Source organism: Actinoplanes sp. NPDC000266, from assembly GCF_042899005.1.
GTDB lineage: Bacteria > Actinomycetota > Actinomycetes > Mycobacteriales > Micromonosporaceae > Actinoplanes.
Genome location: NZ_JBIAZI010000012.1, coordinates 1 through 12,669 on the forward strand (window position 1 = coordinate 1; position 12,669 = coordinate 12,669).

The 12,669-nt window shown below is 70.3% G+C and carries 14 protein-coding genes; 9 read left to right on the top strand and 5 right to left on the bottom strand.

Features of this window, described 5'->3' with window-relative positions; all coding sequences use genetic code 11:
• Nucleotides 1-150: 150 nt before the first annotated feature.
• Nucleotides 151-1,095 carry an aldo/keto reductase gene (locus tag ACFY36_RS39330; protein WP_499750985.1) on the bottom strand — a complete coding sequence of 315 codons (945 nt, stop codon included), beginning with the start codon at nucleotides 1,093-1,095 and terminating at the stop codon, nucleotides 151-153.
• A 168-nt stretch (nucleotides 1,096-1,263) separates the two neighbouring features.
• Here ACFY36_RS39330 and ACFY36_RS39335 point away from each other — a divergent pair, with 168 nt between their 5' ends.
• Nucleotides 1,264-1,800, top strand: coding sequence for a snapalysin family zinc-dependent metalloprotease (locus ACFY36_RS39335; protein ID WP_499750986.1), 537 nt, complete (start codon nucleotides 1,264-1,266; stop codon nucleotides 1,798-1,800).
• Between the two features lie 49 nt (nucleotides 1,801-1,849).
• Here the strand turns inward: ACFY36_RS39335 and ACFY36_RS39340 are convergent, their stop codons facing one another.
• From ACFY36_RS39340 to ACFY36_RS39350, 3 genes are all read right to left on the bottom strand, one after another.
• Nucleotides 1,850-2,578, bottom strand: coding sequence for a S1 family peptidase (locus ACFY36_RS39340; protein WP_499750987.1), 729 nt, complete (start codon nucleotides 2,576-2,578; stop codon nucleotides 1,850-1,852).
• Nucleotides 2,579-2,661: 83 nt separating this feature from the next.
• Nucleotides 2,662-3,525: an LLM class flavin-dependent oxidoreductase gene (locus ACFY36_RS39345; RefSeq protein ID WP_499750988.1), complete on the bottom strand. Its 864-nt coding sequence runs from the start codon at nucleotides 3,523-3,525 to the stop codon at nucleotides 2,662-2,664.
• Nucleotides 3,526-3,536: 11 nt separating this feature from the next.
• Entirely contained in the window at nucleotides 3,537-3,902 is a 366-nt protein-coding gene (locus ACFY36_RS39350) for a DoxX family protein (RefSeq protein WP_499750989.1), read from the bottom strand.
• Nucleotides 3,903-3,967: 65 nt separating this feature from the next.
• Here ACFY36_RS39350 and ACFY36_RS39355 point away from each other — a divergent pair, with 65 nt between their 5' ends.
• Together ACFY36_RS39355 and ACFY36_RS39360 are read left to right on the top strand one after the other, a co-directional pair.
• Nucleotides 3,968-4,348 (top strand): winged helix-turn-helix transcriptional regulator, encoded by a 381-nt coding sequence (locus ACFY36_RS39355; RefSeq protein ID WP_499750990.1) that lies wholly within the window; start codon nucleotides 3,968-3,970, stop codon nucleotides 4,346-4,348.
• Between the two features lie 18 nt (nucleotides 4,349-4,366).
• Entirely contained in the window at nucleotides 4,367-5,563 is a 1,197-nt protein-coding gene (locus ACFY36_RS39360) for a hypothetical protein (protein WP_499750991.1), read from the top strand.
• On the opposite strand, the gene ACFY36_RS39365 is transcribed toward ACFY36_RS39360, so the two are convergent.
• Nucleotides 5,560-6,909, bottom strand: coding sequence for an FAD-dependent oxidoreductase (locus ACFY36_RS39365; RefSeq protein WP_499750992.1), 1,350 nt, complete (start codon nucleotides 6,907-6,909; stop codon nucleotides 5,560-5,562). The genes ACFY36_RS39360 and ACFY36_RS39365 overlap by 4 nt on opposite strands.
• Nucleotides 6,910-7,101: 192 nt before the next feature.
• Here ACFY36_RS39365 and ACFY36_RS39370 point away from each other — a divergent pair, with 192 nt between their 5' ends.
• From ACFY36_RS39370 to ACFY36_RS39395, 6 genes are read left to right on the top strand one after another with little or no spacing between them, the layout of a single operon-like run.
• Complete coding sequence (locus ACFY36_RS39370) at nucleotides 7,102-7,779, top strand: DUF1684 domain-containing protein (RefSeq protein WP_499750993.1); 678 nt, start codon at nucleotides 7,102-7,104, stop codon at nucleotides 7,777-7,779.
• Nucleotides 7,776-9,272, top strand: a complete 1,497-nt coding sequence (locus tag ACFY36_RS39375) for an ABC transporter substrate-binding protein (RefSeq protein ID WP_499750994.1) — start codon at nucleotides 7,776-7,778, stop codon at nucleotides 9,270-9,272. The genes ACFY36_RS39370 and ACFY36_RS39375 overlap by 4 nt, the downstream gene beginning before the upstream one ends.
• Nucleotides 9,272-10,228, top strand: a complete 957-nt coding sequence (locus tag ACFY36_RS39380; protein ID WP_499750995.1) for an ABC transporter permease — start codon at nucleotides 9,272-9,274, stop codon at nucleotides 10,226-10,228. Before ACFY36_RS39375 ends, ACFY36_RS39380 begins: the two co-directional genes overlap by 1 nt.
• On the top strand, nucleotides 10,225-11,130 hold the full coding sequence (locus tag ACFY36_RS39385; RefSeq protein ID WP_499750996.1) for an ABC transporter permease: 906 nt from the start codon (nucleotides 10,225-10,227) through the stop codon (nucleotides 11,128-11,130). The genes ACFY36_RS39380 and ACFY36_RS39385 overlap by 4 nt, the downstream gene beginning before the upstream one ends.
• Nucleotides 11,127-11,924, top strand: coding sequence for an ABC transporter ATP-binding protein (locus ACFY36_RS39390; RefSeq protein WP_499750997.1), 798 nt, complete (start codon nucleotides 11,127-11,129; stop codon nucleotides 11,922-11,924). The genes ACFY36_RS39385 and ACFY36_RS39390 overlap by 4 nt, the downstream gene beginning before the upstream one ends.
• Nucleotides 11,917-12,666, top strand: coding sequence for an ABC transporter ATP-binding protein (locus ACFY36_RS39395; RefSeq protein ID WP_499750998.1), 750 nt, complete (start codon nucleotides 11,917-11,919; stop codon nucleotides 12,664-12,666). The genes ACFY36_RS39390 and ACFY36_RS39395 overlap by 8 nt, the downstream gene beginning before the upstream one ends.
• The last annotated feature ends 3 nt before the right edge of the window (nucleotides 12,667-12,669 follow it).

Below are 12,669 nucleotides of genomic sequence, written 5' to 3' on the forward strand. Positions count from 1 at the left end.
GCGCCACGCCTCGCAGCGGGTGAAGGCGGCCACGTCGACCGAAGGGCCCGGGCCGGGGGGGGGGGGGGGGGGGCCGCCCCCGGGGGGGGGGGGGCCCGGGGGGGGGGGGGGGGGCCTGGGGGGGGGGGGGGCCCTGGGGGGGGGGTGGGGCTATGCGAATTTGGCGGAGGCGGCGTCCAAGGCGGCGGCCTCTTCCGCGGACAGGTCGAAAGTCGCGGAGGCCAGCAGGGCCGGCAGCTGGGCGGCGGTGCTGGCGCTGGCGATCGGGGCGGCCACCTGCGGGCGCTGGCGTAGCCAGGCCAGGGCCACGGTGGCGATCTGCGCGTCGCGGTCGCGGGCGATTTTGTCCAGGGCGTCGATGACCTCCAGGCCGCCGCTCTTCAGCAGGTCGGCCGCTCCGCCGCCGCGCGGGGACTTCGAGAGGTCGCCGGTGGTGCGGTACTTGCCGGTCAGGAAGCCGCTGGCCAAGCCGTAGTACGGCATCACGGCCAGGTTCTCGTCGGCGGCCACCGGCGCGATGTCCTTCTCGTAGTTGGCCCGGACCACCAGGTTGTAGTGCGGCTGCACGGCCACCGGCAGCGCGAAACCCTCGCGGCGGGCGATCTCGAACCACTCGCGGATGCGGGCGCCGGTGTAGTTGGAGACCGCGATCGCGCGTACCTTGCCCGCCCGGACCAGCGCGTCGAACGCGGCCGCCGTCTCGATCAGCGGGGTCGCCTCGTCGTCGTAGTGGGCGTAGTAGAGGTCGATGTGCTCGATTCCCAGCCGGTCGAGCGACGCCTCCGCCGCCGCGGCGACGTTGTTCGCCGAGAGGCCGCGGAACTGCGGGTGCTGGCTGACTTTTGTCGCCACGACGATCTGGTCGCGGTTGCCGCGCGAGCGCAGCCACTCACCGATGATCGTCTCGGACTCGCCGCCCGAGTTGCCGGGCACCCAGGCCGAGTAGCCGTCGGCCGTGTCGACGAAATTGCCGCCGCCGGAGACGTACCGGTCAAGCACCTCGAACGAAGCGTCTTTGTCGCTGGTCCAGCCGAAGACGTTGCCACCCAGGGAGAGCGGGAAGACGTCGATGCCGGAGTTTCCGAGAGTCGCCATGGGGCTCCATTTTCGTGACGATGCCTTTGATCAACTCCTGAACGCTAGCGCGACCGCGGGGCACCGGCATCACACGCCGCAGAGTCCATATCCGGTATGCCCGTTAACATTGATTGATGTCGATCTGAGGGGGACGCTCGAACCACCGATTCCCCCAAGGAGGACGTCATGCTGTTACGCAGGATCGCCGCGGCCCTGTGCGCCACCGCGCTCGCCGCCGCCGGACTGCAGGCCACGAGCGCCGGACCGGCCACCGCCGCCGCCAGGGTGCTCTACTACGACGCGAGCCAGGCCCAGGAGTTCCGCTCGGTCGTCGACCAGGGCGCGCAGATCTGGAACAGCCGCGTGACCAACGTGCGCCTGGTGCCGGTCTCCGCCGGCCAGACCCCCAACATCCGGGTGTACGCCGACAACGGCTGGCCGCGCGCCATCACGACCTCGCTCGGCAACGGCCGCTGGTACATGGGCCGCGAGGCGGTGAACGACGGCTACTACCAGCCGCGGATCGCCGCACACGAGTTCGGCCACCTGCTCGGCCTGCCCGACCGCCGCACCGGCCTCTGCTCCGACCTGATGTCCGGTAGCAGCGCCCCGGTGTCGTGCACCAACGCCTACCCGAGCACCCGCGAGGCCACGACGGTCAACGGCAACTTCGCCTCAGCGGTCGCCACGGTCGCGCCTCAGGTGTACGTCTGGGCCGGATAGCGCGGGAGAGGGAGAGGGCCGGGGCCGAGCGCCGGCCCTCTCGTTCATGTCAGGCGGGAAGGCCGCCGACCTGGGTGTTGACCCACGCGCGGATCGACGAAAGGTCGCCGTAGATGGACGGGGCGGTGGCGCAGGTCGAACTGTTGTTGCCGGCCCGGCTCGTCACGCCGATCAGGGCCCAGCGGCCGCTGATCACCCGCACCTGGGGGCCGCCCGAGTCGCCGTAGCAGGCGCCGGCGTTGCCGTTCGTGTTGTTGGTGCAGATCTCGTACGCGGCGTTGATGCCCGAGCAGCGGCTGTCGGCCACGATCGACGTGTCCAGTTCGTTGGCCACCCGCGGCGTGGAGCCGCAACCGCGCGTCGGGCACGTCTGACCCCAGCCGATGATGCGGGTGGCGGTGCCCACCGCGCCCGACGCGGTCGGGATCGGGGCCGGGGCGTACGTCACCGAACTGGCCAGCTCCAGCAGCTTCACGTCGATCGACGGGTGGTTGACGGCCCTCCGCACCGCGACCACGGTGCCGCCGCTGGCCCGGTCGACGCTGCCGACCCGTACGGACGAAGGGGTCGGGCAGTGTTTGGCCGTGACCGCCCAGTTGGCCTTGATGAGCGAGCCGGTGCAACCGGACACGTAGACCATGAACGAGTAGTTCTCGCTGGCCGGGCGGCCGTTGACGACGTTCGTGCCGACCCCCGGATCGGCGCCGGCGGCGGAAGGGGCCAGCAGACCGGCCGCCACGACGGCGAGCGCGGCCAGCGTTCGGGCGAGGATGCGCATCGGTTTGTCCTCCTCGAAGCGAAATCGATGGAGGACAAACCGTAGCTACAAATAGACCTTCATCAATACATCCCAGACCCGGCCTATCGCGGGGCGATGACCTCCATGGCCGTGCGCACCTGCGCGAGCGGGTCGGGGCCGAGCGGCCGCAGCACGATCGTGTCGGCGCCCGCCGCGCGCAGGGCCTCGATCTTCCCGGGGATCTCCGACGGCGGGCCGATCAGCGAGAAGACCTCCGACGGGTCCACGCCGAGCCACGCCGCCTGGGCCTCGACCATCTCGCGGGTCACCTCGAAGTCGTCGGTCCGCAGGTACGTGAAGACGATCAGCTCGTGGGCCGGGCGGTCGCCCGACTCACGCCCGCGGGCGATGTGCGACAGGGCGGCCGTGATCTCGGCCGGGCCGGCGCCCTCGGCCAGGATCGTGCCGTCGGCGACCCGGCCCGACAGTTCGAGCGACTTCGGCTTCACCACACCCGTCACGATCGGCGGGACCACCCGGGGCGGGTGGACCAGCGAGACGCCGTCCAGGGTCACCTCCTGGCCGTGCAGGGTGACCGTCTCGCCGGCCAGCAGGCCGCGGGCGCCGACGATCGTCTCCTCCAGCAGGGCCAGCTTGCGGGTGCGCTCGGCGCCCACCTTGCGCATCCAGTCGGGCACGCCGTGGCCGACGCCCGCCACCAGCCGGCTCTCGTGCACCCGGGCCAGGTTGCCCACCTCCATGGCCAGCAGCGCCGGGTTGCGGAACGCGACCGGCGTGATGCCGATGCCCACCCGCAGGCGCGAGGTGGCGGCCAGGGCGAGCGCGGCCGAGCTGATCGCGCCGGTCCAGCCGAGGTCCTCGATCACCCACAGGTCGTCCGCGCCGAGCTGCTCGAGGTCGGCGGCGAAGCCGGTCAGCTCTTCGGGCTGCCGGTCACGGTCGAACATGAATCCGATCCTGGTCATGTCATAGATGATCACACCCAGACGGTCGCGAGCCAGACCGCCACGGCGGCGAGCACGAGAAGCACGATGTTGAAGCCGATCAGCCGGGCCTCGCCCCGCGAGAGGTGCAGCGCTATGCCGCCGATCTGGACGAGCACGAGACCGACGGCCGCGGCGAGCGCGAGACCGGGCAGGATCCCGGTCAGGGGCGGCAGGATCAGGCCGGCGGCGCCCAGGATCTCGAGCACGCCGATCGTACGGAGCAGGGGCAGCGGAACGCTGTCGACCCAGCCCATCATGGGCCGGAGCTGGTCGCGGCTCCGGAGCACCTTGAGGCCGCCCGAGTACAGGTAGACGAGAGCGAGCAGCACGGCGACGATCCAGTAGGCGATCTGCATGGTTGGATCATGCGGCACTTTTCAAGGGCCTACAAAAGGCACATCCGTGTGCCTGAGGGGGTGTCATGTCGGAGTACGAGCACACGTGCATGATCCGCGGCGACGGCGGCGAGACGCTGCGGGCGATCCTGGATCAGATCTGCAACAAGTGGACCCTGCTGATCGTGGCCACGCTCGATCAGGGCACGGTCCGTTTCACCGACCTCCATCACCAGATCCCGGGCATCTCGCAGCGGATGCTGACGCTGACCCTGCGCCATCTGGAACGCGACGGGCTGGTCTCCCGCACGGTGTACGCCGAGGTGCCGCCCCGGGTCGAATACGCGCTGACGGCGATGGGCAAGAGCCTGATCGGGCCCGCGCTGGCCCTGGCCGGATGGGCCATCGAGCACGTGCCGGCCATCGAGGCCAGCCGCGCCGCCTACGGGACAACACGCGGGACCTGACGATGGCAGGATCGACCGATGCGAATCCTCTTCGACGGTCCGCTGCCGGTCGCGTACGGCCAGGGCTACGTGACGAGCCGCGAGCTGCCCGACATGGACCGCGCTTTCGCCGGCCAGGTCAACGGGCTCTGCGGGGCCGGCGATCCCGGCACGCTCTTCCTCATGACCGGCACGCATTCGGGCCGGGTCACATTCACCATTGAGTCGTACGATGCCGAGCCCCCGCCCGCGGACGCGGCCTGGGAAGAGGTCGTCGAGGTGTCCTTCGTGCCGCGGGCGGCCACGGCCGGCCTGGTTCCCTGGGGTGACGGGACGCTGGCCGAGCTGCCCCTCCCCCGGCCGCGGTACCGGGTCCGGTACTGCGCGGCCGGCATGGACGAGGGCAGCAAGCCGTACGGCGCCTTCGATCCGGACGAGATCGAGGACGACGACTACACGTACATGGATCAGCGCCCGGATCGCTATCTGCTGTGTTTCTGGCCGGACGACCAGGCGGACGACGGCGACACGATCGTGCGGCAGACCAGCCGGTCGGCCGCCTACTGGCACGGCTGGGCCGCCGCGCTACCGGCGCCGCCGGCGCTGTGGGAGCAGGTCGAGGCCGCGGAACGCGAACGGGCGGAGCAGGCCCGCCGGGCCGAGGAATACCGGCGGCGGGAGGAGGCGCGGCTGTGGGGCGGGCGCCCGCCGAGCGACCGGCTGCGCCAGGTCAAGGGCAACGTGCACGGCATGGCCCGGCTCGACCGGGATCTGGTCGACGGGGTGGCCGAGGCGGGCGGCGAGACGCAGCGGCGGATCGCGGTCTGGGCGGCGCGGCGGGCGTTCACGTACGCCGGTGTCGGCGACCTCGACTGGATGGCCCCGGCGTGGGCCGCGCTGGAGCGGGGCGAGCCCCTGCCGGCGGAATACACCACCTCGAAGGCGTTGTGGACACGCATCCTGGGTGCGGCGCCCAAGACGTACTCGAAGGTCTCGCTCCGCCCGCTCTACGAGAGCCTGGACAAGCGACTGCCCCGCATGCTGGACGGCCCCGTCGACCGGATTGCGATGGCCGCTCCGGCACTGTGGGCCGCGGCCGCGCCCGAGCCGCTCCAGGCGGCGCTGGAGGCGCTGTGGGCTGGCGTGACGACGTACGCCCAGGAACGCTCTGTCTTTCTGAGTGACGTGCGGCGGGCCTTCCCGATCGTCGACCGGAAAGGCCCCCCACCCCGCTAGCCGTTGCAGATGGTGGTCATCTCGTCGCGGGCGACGACCTTGACGCGCTGGCGGCCGTGCGGCTCGCCGAGGGTGACCTCGTGCGCGTCGAGCTTCTGCCAGCCCTCCCACGTGGTGATGGGCAGGCCGCGGCCGCGCAGGTAGTTCGTCACGTCGTCGTGCTCGCGTGACGGCGCGGCCGGCAGCTTCTCGACGTCGGCCAGCAGGCTGGTGACCGTCTCGTTGGCGTCGCCCTTGGTGTGGCCGATGAGGCCGACCGGGCCACGCTTGATCCAGCCGGTCACGTACATGCCGGGGATGTGCTCGCCGTCGAGGTCCAGGACGCGGCCGGCCTCGTGCGGGATGGTGCCGCTCTTGGCGTCGAACGGCAGGTCCGGCAGGGCGGTGCTGAGGTAGCCGACAGCACGGTAGACGGCCTGGACGTCCCAGTCGGTGAACTCGCCGGTGCCGCGGACCCAGCCGTCGCCGGTGAGCTCCTGCGTCTCCGTACGAAGGCCCTCGACCTTGCCGTTCTCGCCCAGGACCTCGACCGGCGCCTGAAGGAAGTGCAGGTGCAGGCGGCGCGGACGGTCCTCACGGGGGTCGCGGACGGCCCAGTTCTGCAGGATGTCGACGCACATCTTGACGTGCCGGGTCTGCCGCATCGCCTCGAGGCTGCCCTCGTCGAACTCGATGCCCTCGGGGTGCACGATGACGTCGACGTTCGGCGAGTGGTCGAGCTCGCGCAGCTCCTGCGGGGTGAACTTGACCTGGGCCGGTCCGCGCCGCGAGAAGACGTGCACGTCGGTGACCGGGCTGGCCTTCAGGTGCTGGTAGACGTTGTCCGGGATCTCGGTCTCGAGCAGCTCGTCGGCCGTCTTGGCCAGGATCCGGGCCACGTCGACGGCGACGTTGCCGGCGCCGATGACGGCGACCTTCCGCGCGGTCAGCGGCCAGTCGCGGGAGACGTCGGGGTGCCCGTTGTACCAGGACGCGAAGTCGGCGGCGCCGTAGCTGCCCAGCTTGTCGATGCCGGGGATGTCGAGCTCGCGGTCCTTCTCGGCGCCGGTGGCGATGATCGTCGCGTCGTAGAAGCGGCTCATCTCCTCGGGCTTGACGTCCACGCCGTAGGCGACGTTGCCGATGAAGCGGATCCGCGGGTTGTCCATCACCCGGTGGAGAGCCTTGATGATCTCCTTGATCCGCGGGTGGTCCGGTGCGACGCCGTACCGGATCAGACCGTAGGGGGTCGGGAGCTTGTCGAAGATGTCGACGGTGACGTTCTCGACGGCCTTGATGAGGTGGTCGGCGGCGTAGATGCCGGCCGGGCCGGCGCCGATGACGGCAACCCGCAGAGGGCGATCCATAAACGCGGTTCCTTAACAAGATCGACGTTAGGCAAACCTAACTGTAAAACCTCAACCTAGGTTCAGATCAAATCAGGTCCCGCCGGGTGATATTCCGTCGCTGAGCGTGACGAGACCCACCGTGCTATTAAACCCATGGGGAATGTAGGGTTGCGATGGCAGACACCATGATCAACTAGCTGAGGCCCCTCCATGACGGCAGACGAATACGCTGCGTGGCGACAGGCGCGGGAGCGCAAGGTCACCGCACCTACCGGCAATCTCGCCCTGGTCGAGACCCGCTGGGGGGCCGACGATCCTGCGGCCGCCCTCGCCGGTCAGCCACCCACAGTAACCGCCAGCACGCTGGCCCGACGTGATTTGATCACGGGCATCGAGCAGCGCGGCGTCCGCCTCTGGGACGCCGAGTCGCCGGCCATCCGTGCTTTCGCAGGCATCGACGCCTACCCATATGCGCAGGACTGGGTGCTTGAGGGAACCTGGACCGAGGTGCCCGGGGCCCGCTATCTGCCCTTCGAGCACGCCCGCGACGAGGGCCGCACCCGCGATCTCCCGGTGCCGGGTGATATTCACCTCACCATCGCCGGTCGCGACTACAACCTGAGCGCCTTCGACGACGAGGGCACGCTGTTGCTGGTCTTCGGCGACCCGACCAACGGCGCCGAGACGTACCACTCCGGGCGTTTTCTCTTCCCCACCCTGACACCCGGCACCGACAAGATCGTCCTCGACTTCAACCGGGCCTTCGTTCCGCCGTGTGGCTTCTCCGCGGCCTACAACTGCCCGATGCCGCCACCGCAGAACCGCATCGCCGTCCCGGTCCTCGCCGGCGAGAAGCTCCCCGTTTTCAAGAATGGATTCGAAGTATGAGAAAGCTCCTGGCCTCGCTCGCGGCAGTCTCCGCACTGAGTCTGCTGGCCGCGTGCGGCGGCGGTGGCTCCTCGTCGTCGGACAAATCGGACGCGGCCGCCACCATTCAGGTCGGCTCGGTCTATGAGCCGCAGAATCTGGACAACACCGCCGGCGGCGGCCAGGGCGTCACCGAGGCGCTCAACGGCAACGTCTACGAGGGCCTGTACAAGCTCACCGACGACGGCAAGGTCGAGCCGCTGCTGGCCAAGAGCCAGAAGGTCAGCGACGACGGCCTGACCTACACGTTCACCCTCCAGCCGAACGTCAAGTTCCAGTCCGGCAAGGCGCTGACCTCGGCCGACGTCAAGGCGAGCATCGAGCGGGTCACCGCCGGGAACTCCAAGTCGGCCCGCAAGAGCAACCTCGAGGTCGTCAAGAGCATCGCCACCCCGGACGACGCGACGGTCGTGGTCACACTGTCGAAGCGCTCGATCTCGTTCGTCTACAACCTCAGCTACGTCTGGATCGTCAACTCTTCGTCTTCTGATTACACGACCAAGGCCGACGGCACCGGCCCGTACAAGCTGGGCGACTGGAAGCGCGGCTCGACGCTGTCGCTGACAAAGTTCGACGGCTACTGGGGTACGCCCGCGAAGAACGCCGGCGTGGTCTTCCACTACTACACGGACGCCACGGCGCTGAACAACGCGCTGCTGACGAACGCGGTCGACGTCGTCACCAGCGAGCAGAGCCCGGACGCGCTGGCCCAGTTCAAGGACAACTCCTCGTACAAGGTGAACGACGGCAAGTCGACGACCAAGCTGCTGCTGGCCTTCAACGACAAGGTCGCGCCGTTCAACAAGGTCGAGGTACGCCAGGCGATCACCCAGGCCATCGACAAGAAGAAGCTGCTCAACTCGATCTGGGGCGACTACGGCACGGTCATCGGCTCGATGGTCCCGCCCACCGACCCGTGGTACGAGGATCTGACCTCGGTCAACGCGTACGACGTGAACGCGGCCAAGGCCAAGCTGGCCGCCGCCGGCTTCCCGAACGGCTTCACGTTCACGCTCGACACGCCGAACTACGACCCGCACCCGACCGCGGCGACTTTCATCAAGTCGGAGCTCGCGAAGGTCGGCGTCACGGTCAACATCAACACGATCACGGCCGACCAGTGGTACACGAAGGTGTACCAGAAGCGTGACTTCCAGGCGACGATGCAGGAGCACGTCAACGATCGGGACGTGGTCTGGTACGGCGACCCCACCTTCTACTGGGGCTACGACAACAAGCAGGTCACGGCCTGGATCAACCAGGCCGAGGAGGCCAAGACCACCGACGAGCAGACCGCGCTGCTGAAGCAGGCCAACAAGCAGATCGCCACCGACGCGGCGAGTGACTGGTTGTACCTGTACCCGCAGATCGTGGTGGCCTCGTCCAAGCTGTCCGGATATCCGGTCAACGGCCTCAACGCGCAGTTCCCGGCGTACGACATCGTCAAGAGCTGATGACCCGCTACCTGCTGCGACGGGCAGCGATCCTGCTGGGATCGCTGTTCCTCGCCGCGGTGGCGCTGTTCGTGCTGCTGCGGCTCCTGCCGGGCGACCCGGCCAACGCTCTGCTCCCGGTGGGCGCGACCCCCGAGCAGATCGAGGCCGCCCGGCGGGAGCTGGGCACCAATGAACCGCTGATCACCCAGTTCCTCACCTGGCTCGGCGACCTGTTCTCGGGCGACCTCGGCACCTCGCTGATCAGCAAGCTGCCGGTGGCGCCGGAGATCGCGGCCCGGCTGCCGGTGACCGTGCCGCTGACCCTGGCCGCGTTCGTGCTCGCGGTCGTGGTGGCGGTGCCGGTGGGCACGCTGGCCGCGGTCCGGGCCGACCGGTGGTACGGGGTGGTGCTCAACGCGGTGGCCCAGTTCGGCATCGCGGTCCCCGCGTTCTGGGTCGGCCTTCTGCTCGTCACCGTTTTCGCCCTGAAGCTGCAGGTGCTTCCGGCCGGCGGCTTCCCGCCGGACGGCTGGGCCGATTTCCCGGCCGCGTTCGAGTCGCTGGTCCTGCCGGTCGTGACGGTCGCGCTGGTCATGTCGGCCTCTCTCATCCGGTACGTCCGGGCGGCCGTCCTCGAGGTCAAGGGCGCCGACTATCTCCGTACGGCCCGGTCGCTCGGCTCCTCCCCCGCCCGCGCCCTGTGGCGTCACGGGCTGCGCAACGCGGCCGTGCCGGTCATCGCGGTGCTCGCCATGGAGCTGGCCACGACGTTCCTGGGCGCGGTGGTCGTGGAGAGCGTGTTCGCGCTGCCCGGCCTCGGCGGCATGCTGGTCAAGGCGATCGGCGAGCACGACTTCCCGGTCATTCAGGGCGTGATGCTGGTCAGCACCGCGGCCGTGCTGGTGGTCGGCTTCCTCGGCGACGTGTCGCAGCGCCTGGTCGATCCCCGCCTGCTGCATCGGAGCGCCTCGTGAACCGTCGTTCACTTCACCTGGTCATCGGGCTCGTGCTGGTGCTCATCGTGGCCGGCGCGGTGCTGGTGTCGTACTTCTGGCTGCCCTTCGCCCCGGACGACACCTCGGGCGGCCGCCTGACACCGCCGGGCGGCGACCATCTGCTCGGCACCGACAAGCTCGGCCGGGACCTGTTCACCCAGTTGCTGATCGGCGGCCGCATCGCGATCGGCACGGCGCTGGGCGCGGTCGCGGTCGGCGGCGTGCTCGGGGTGAGCGCCGGCCTGCTCGCCGGTTTCGCCCAGCGCTGGCTCGACGACGCCTTCGCGGTGGTGCTGGACATCCTGATCGCCTTTCCGACCCTGCTGCTGGCGATGCTCATCGTGGCCGGCACCGGCGCCTCGCTGGGCACGGCGATCCTGGCCATCGGCCTGGCCATGGCCGCCATCGTGGCCCGGCTCGTGCGGGTGCTGGTCAAGCAGGTGCTGGCCCGCGACTACATCACGGCGGCCCGGATCGCCGGGGTGTCGTGGCCGCGGATCGTGGCCGGCCACATCCTGCCCAACATCGGGCCGGTCGTCATGGTGAACCTGGCCCTGCAGGCCGGATTGGCCGTCCTGGCCGAGGCGAGCCTGTCGTATCTGGGCCTGGGCACGCCGCCGCCGAACGCCTCGTGGGGCCGCATGCTGTACGAGGCTCAGGCCACCGTGCTGACCTCGCCGGTGGCCGCGCTGGCGCCCGGCATCGCCCTGGTGGTGCTGGTCATCGGCATGAACCTGACCGCCGACGGCCTGCGCGACCTGACCGACCCGACCCGCCGCCGGGGCCGTGCCTCCGCCTTTGATGTCGCCGACTACACCGAGGTCGTCGACCCGGCCCTCAACACCGTCGGCGCCGACTCCGCTCGCCGGGAGGACCGATGAGCCTGCTCTCCGTTTCCGGGCTGACCGTTCGCAGCGGTCGCGCCGCGCTGGTCGACGACGTCTCGTTCACGGTGGCCCCGGGTGACCGGGTCGGCCTGATCGGCGAATCCGGGTCCGGGAAGTCACTGACGGCCCTCGCGGTCACCGGCCTGCTTCCGCCAGGACTGACGGCTTCGGGAGAGGTACGCCTGGACGGCGTCGACATGATCGGCGGTCCTGAGCGGCAGCGCACGGCGGTACGGGGCCCGGTGGCGGCGATCGTCTTCCAGGAGCCGCTGACCGCGCTGAACCCGCTGATGCGGGCCGGCCGCCAGATCGCCGAGCCCCTGCGCCGCGTCCGGGGCCTGCGGGGCGCGGCGCTGCGCGACGCCGTGCACGGCGCGCTGCGGGAGGTTCTGCTCGACGACACCGACCGGATCGCCCGCTCGTACCCGCACCAGCTCTCCGGCGGCCAGCGCCAGCGGGTGGCCATCGCGATGGCGATCGCCTGCCGCCCCCGGCTGCTGATCGCCGACGAGCCCACCACCGCGCTCGACGTGACCGTCCAGGCCGAGATTCTCGACCTGCTCGACCGGCTGGCCACCGCCCACGGCACCGCGCTGGTCTTCATCACCCACGACCTGCCGGTGGCGGCCCGGGTCGCCCGCGACACCCACGTGATGCGCGGCGGCCGGATCGTCGAGTCCGGCCCGATCTCCTCGCTGATCGCCGACCCCGCACACCCTTACACCCGAACCCTCGTCGACAGCGCCCGCCGCTTCGACGCCGCCCTGGAGCGGACCGCCCGTGACTGACACACCCCTGCTCGCGGCCGAGGCCGTCGGCTTCTCCTACCGCGGCGGCGCGCCGGCGCTGACCGACGTGTCGCTGACCGTGGAGGCCGGCCGCAACGTGGCCCTCGTGGGCGAATCCGGCGCCGGAAAGAGCACGCTGCTGCGGCTGCTGCTCGGGCTGGCCAAGCCCTCGACCGGCACCATCACCTTCGGCGGGCAGCCGCTGACGCGAGGACGGCTACGGGACTACCGGCGATCCGTACAGGCGGTGTTCCAGGACCCGTACTCCTCACTGGACCCCCGCCACCGGATCGGCCGGATCGTGGCCGAGCCCTTGCGGGGCCTCGGACTGGGCGCCGACCCGGCCCGGGTGGCCGAGGCGCTGGACGCGGTGGGCCTGCCGGCCGACACCGCGAGCCGTTTTCCGCACGAGTTCTCCGGCGGTCAGCGCCAGCGGATCGCCATCGCCCGGGCCATCGTCTGCCACCCGAAGGTGCTGCTGGCCGACGAGCCGGTGAGCGCCCTCGACCTGACCACCCGGGTCCGCATCGTCGACCTGCTGTCGTCGCTGTGCGCCGAGCGGGACCTCACCATCCTGCTCGTCTCGCACGACCTCGGGGTCGTCGCCGAGCTGTGCCGGTACACGGCCGTGCTGGAGCGCGGCCGGCTGGTCGAACAGGGCGGGACGGCCCAAGTGCTGGGCGCCCCGTCCCATCCGTACACCCGGAAGCTCCTGTCCAGCGTGCCCCGGCTCCCGGCCTGAGTC

Coding starts and splice junctions, on each gene's coding strand:
- ACFY36_RS39375 (WP_499750994.1), top strand. CDS start 7,776: ATGAGAAAGCTCCTGGCCTCGCTCGCGGCAGTCTCCGCACTGAGTCTG.
- ACFY36_RS39345 (WP_499750988.1), bottom strand. CDS start 3,525: ATGACCAGGATCGGATTCATGTTCGACCGTGACCGGCAGCCCGAAGAG.
- ACFY36_RS39335 (WP_499750986.1), top strand. CDS start 1,264: ATGCTGTTACGCAGGATCGCCGCGGCCCTGTGCGCCACCGCGCTCGCC.
- ACFY36_RS39350 (WP_499750989.1), bottom strand. CDS start 3,902: ATGCAGATCGCCTACTGGATCGTCGCCGTGCTGCTCGCTCTCGTCTAC.
- ACFY36_RS39330 (WP_499750985.1), bottom strand. CDS start 1,095: ATGGCGACTCTCGGAAACTCCGGCATCGACGTCTTCCCGCTCTCCCTG.
- ACFY36_RS39360 (WP_499750991.1), top strand. CDS start 4,367: ATGCGAATCCTCTTCGACGGTCCGCTGCCGGTCGCGTACGGCCAGGGC.
- ACFY36_RS39340 (WP_499750987.1), bottom strand. CDS start 2,578: ATGCGCATCCTCGCCCGAACGCTGGCCGCGCTCGCCGTCGTGGCGGCC.
- ACFY36_RS39370 (WP_499750993.1), top strand. CDS start 7,102: ATGACGGCAGACGAATACGCTGCGTGGCGACAGGCGCGGGAGCGCAAG.
- ACFY36_RS39365 (WP_499750992.1), bottom strand. CDS start 6,909: ATGGATCGCCCTCTGCGGGTTGCCGTCATCGGCGCCGGCCCGGCCGGC.
- ACFY36_RS39390 (WP_499750997.1), top strand. CDS start 11,127: ATGAGCCTGCTCTCCGTTTCCGGGCTGACCGTTCGCAGCGGTCGCGCC.
- ACFY36_RS39355 (WP_499750990.1), top strand. CDS start 3,968: ATGTCGGAGTACGAGCACACGTGCATGATCCGCGGCGACGGCGGCGAG.
- ACFY36_RS39380 (WP_499750995.1), top strand. CDS start 9,272: ATGACCCGCTACCTGCTGCGACGGGCAGCGATCCTGCTGGGATCGCTG.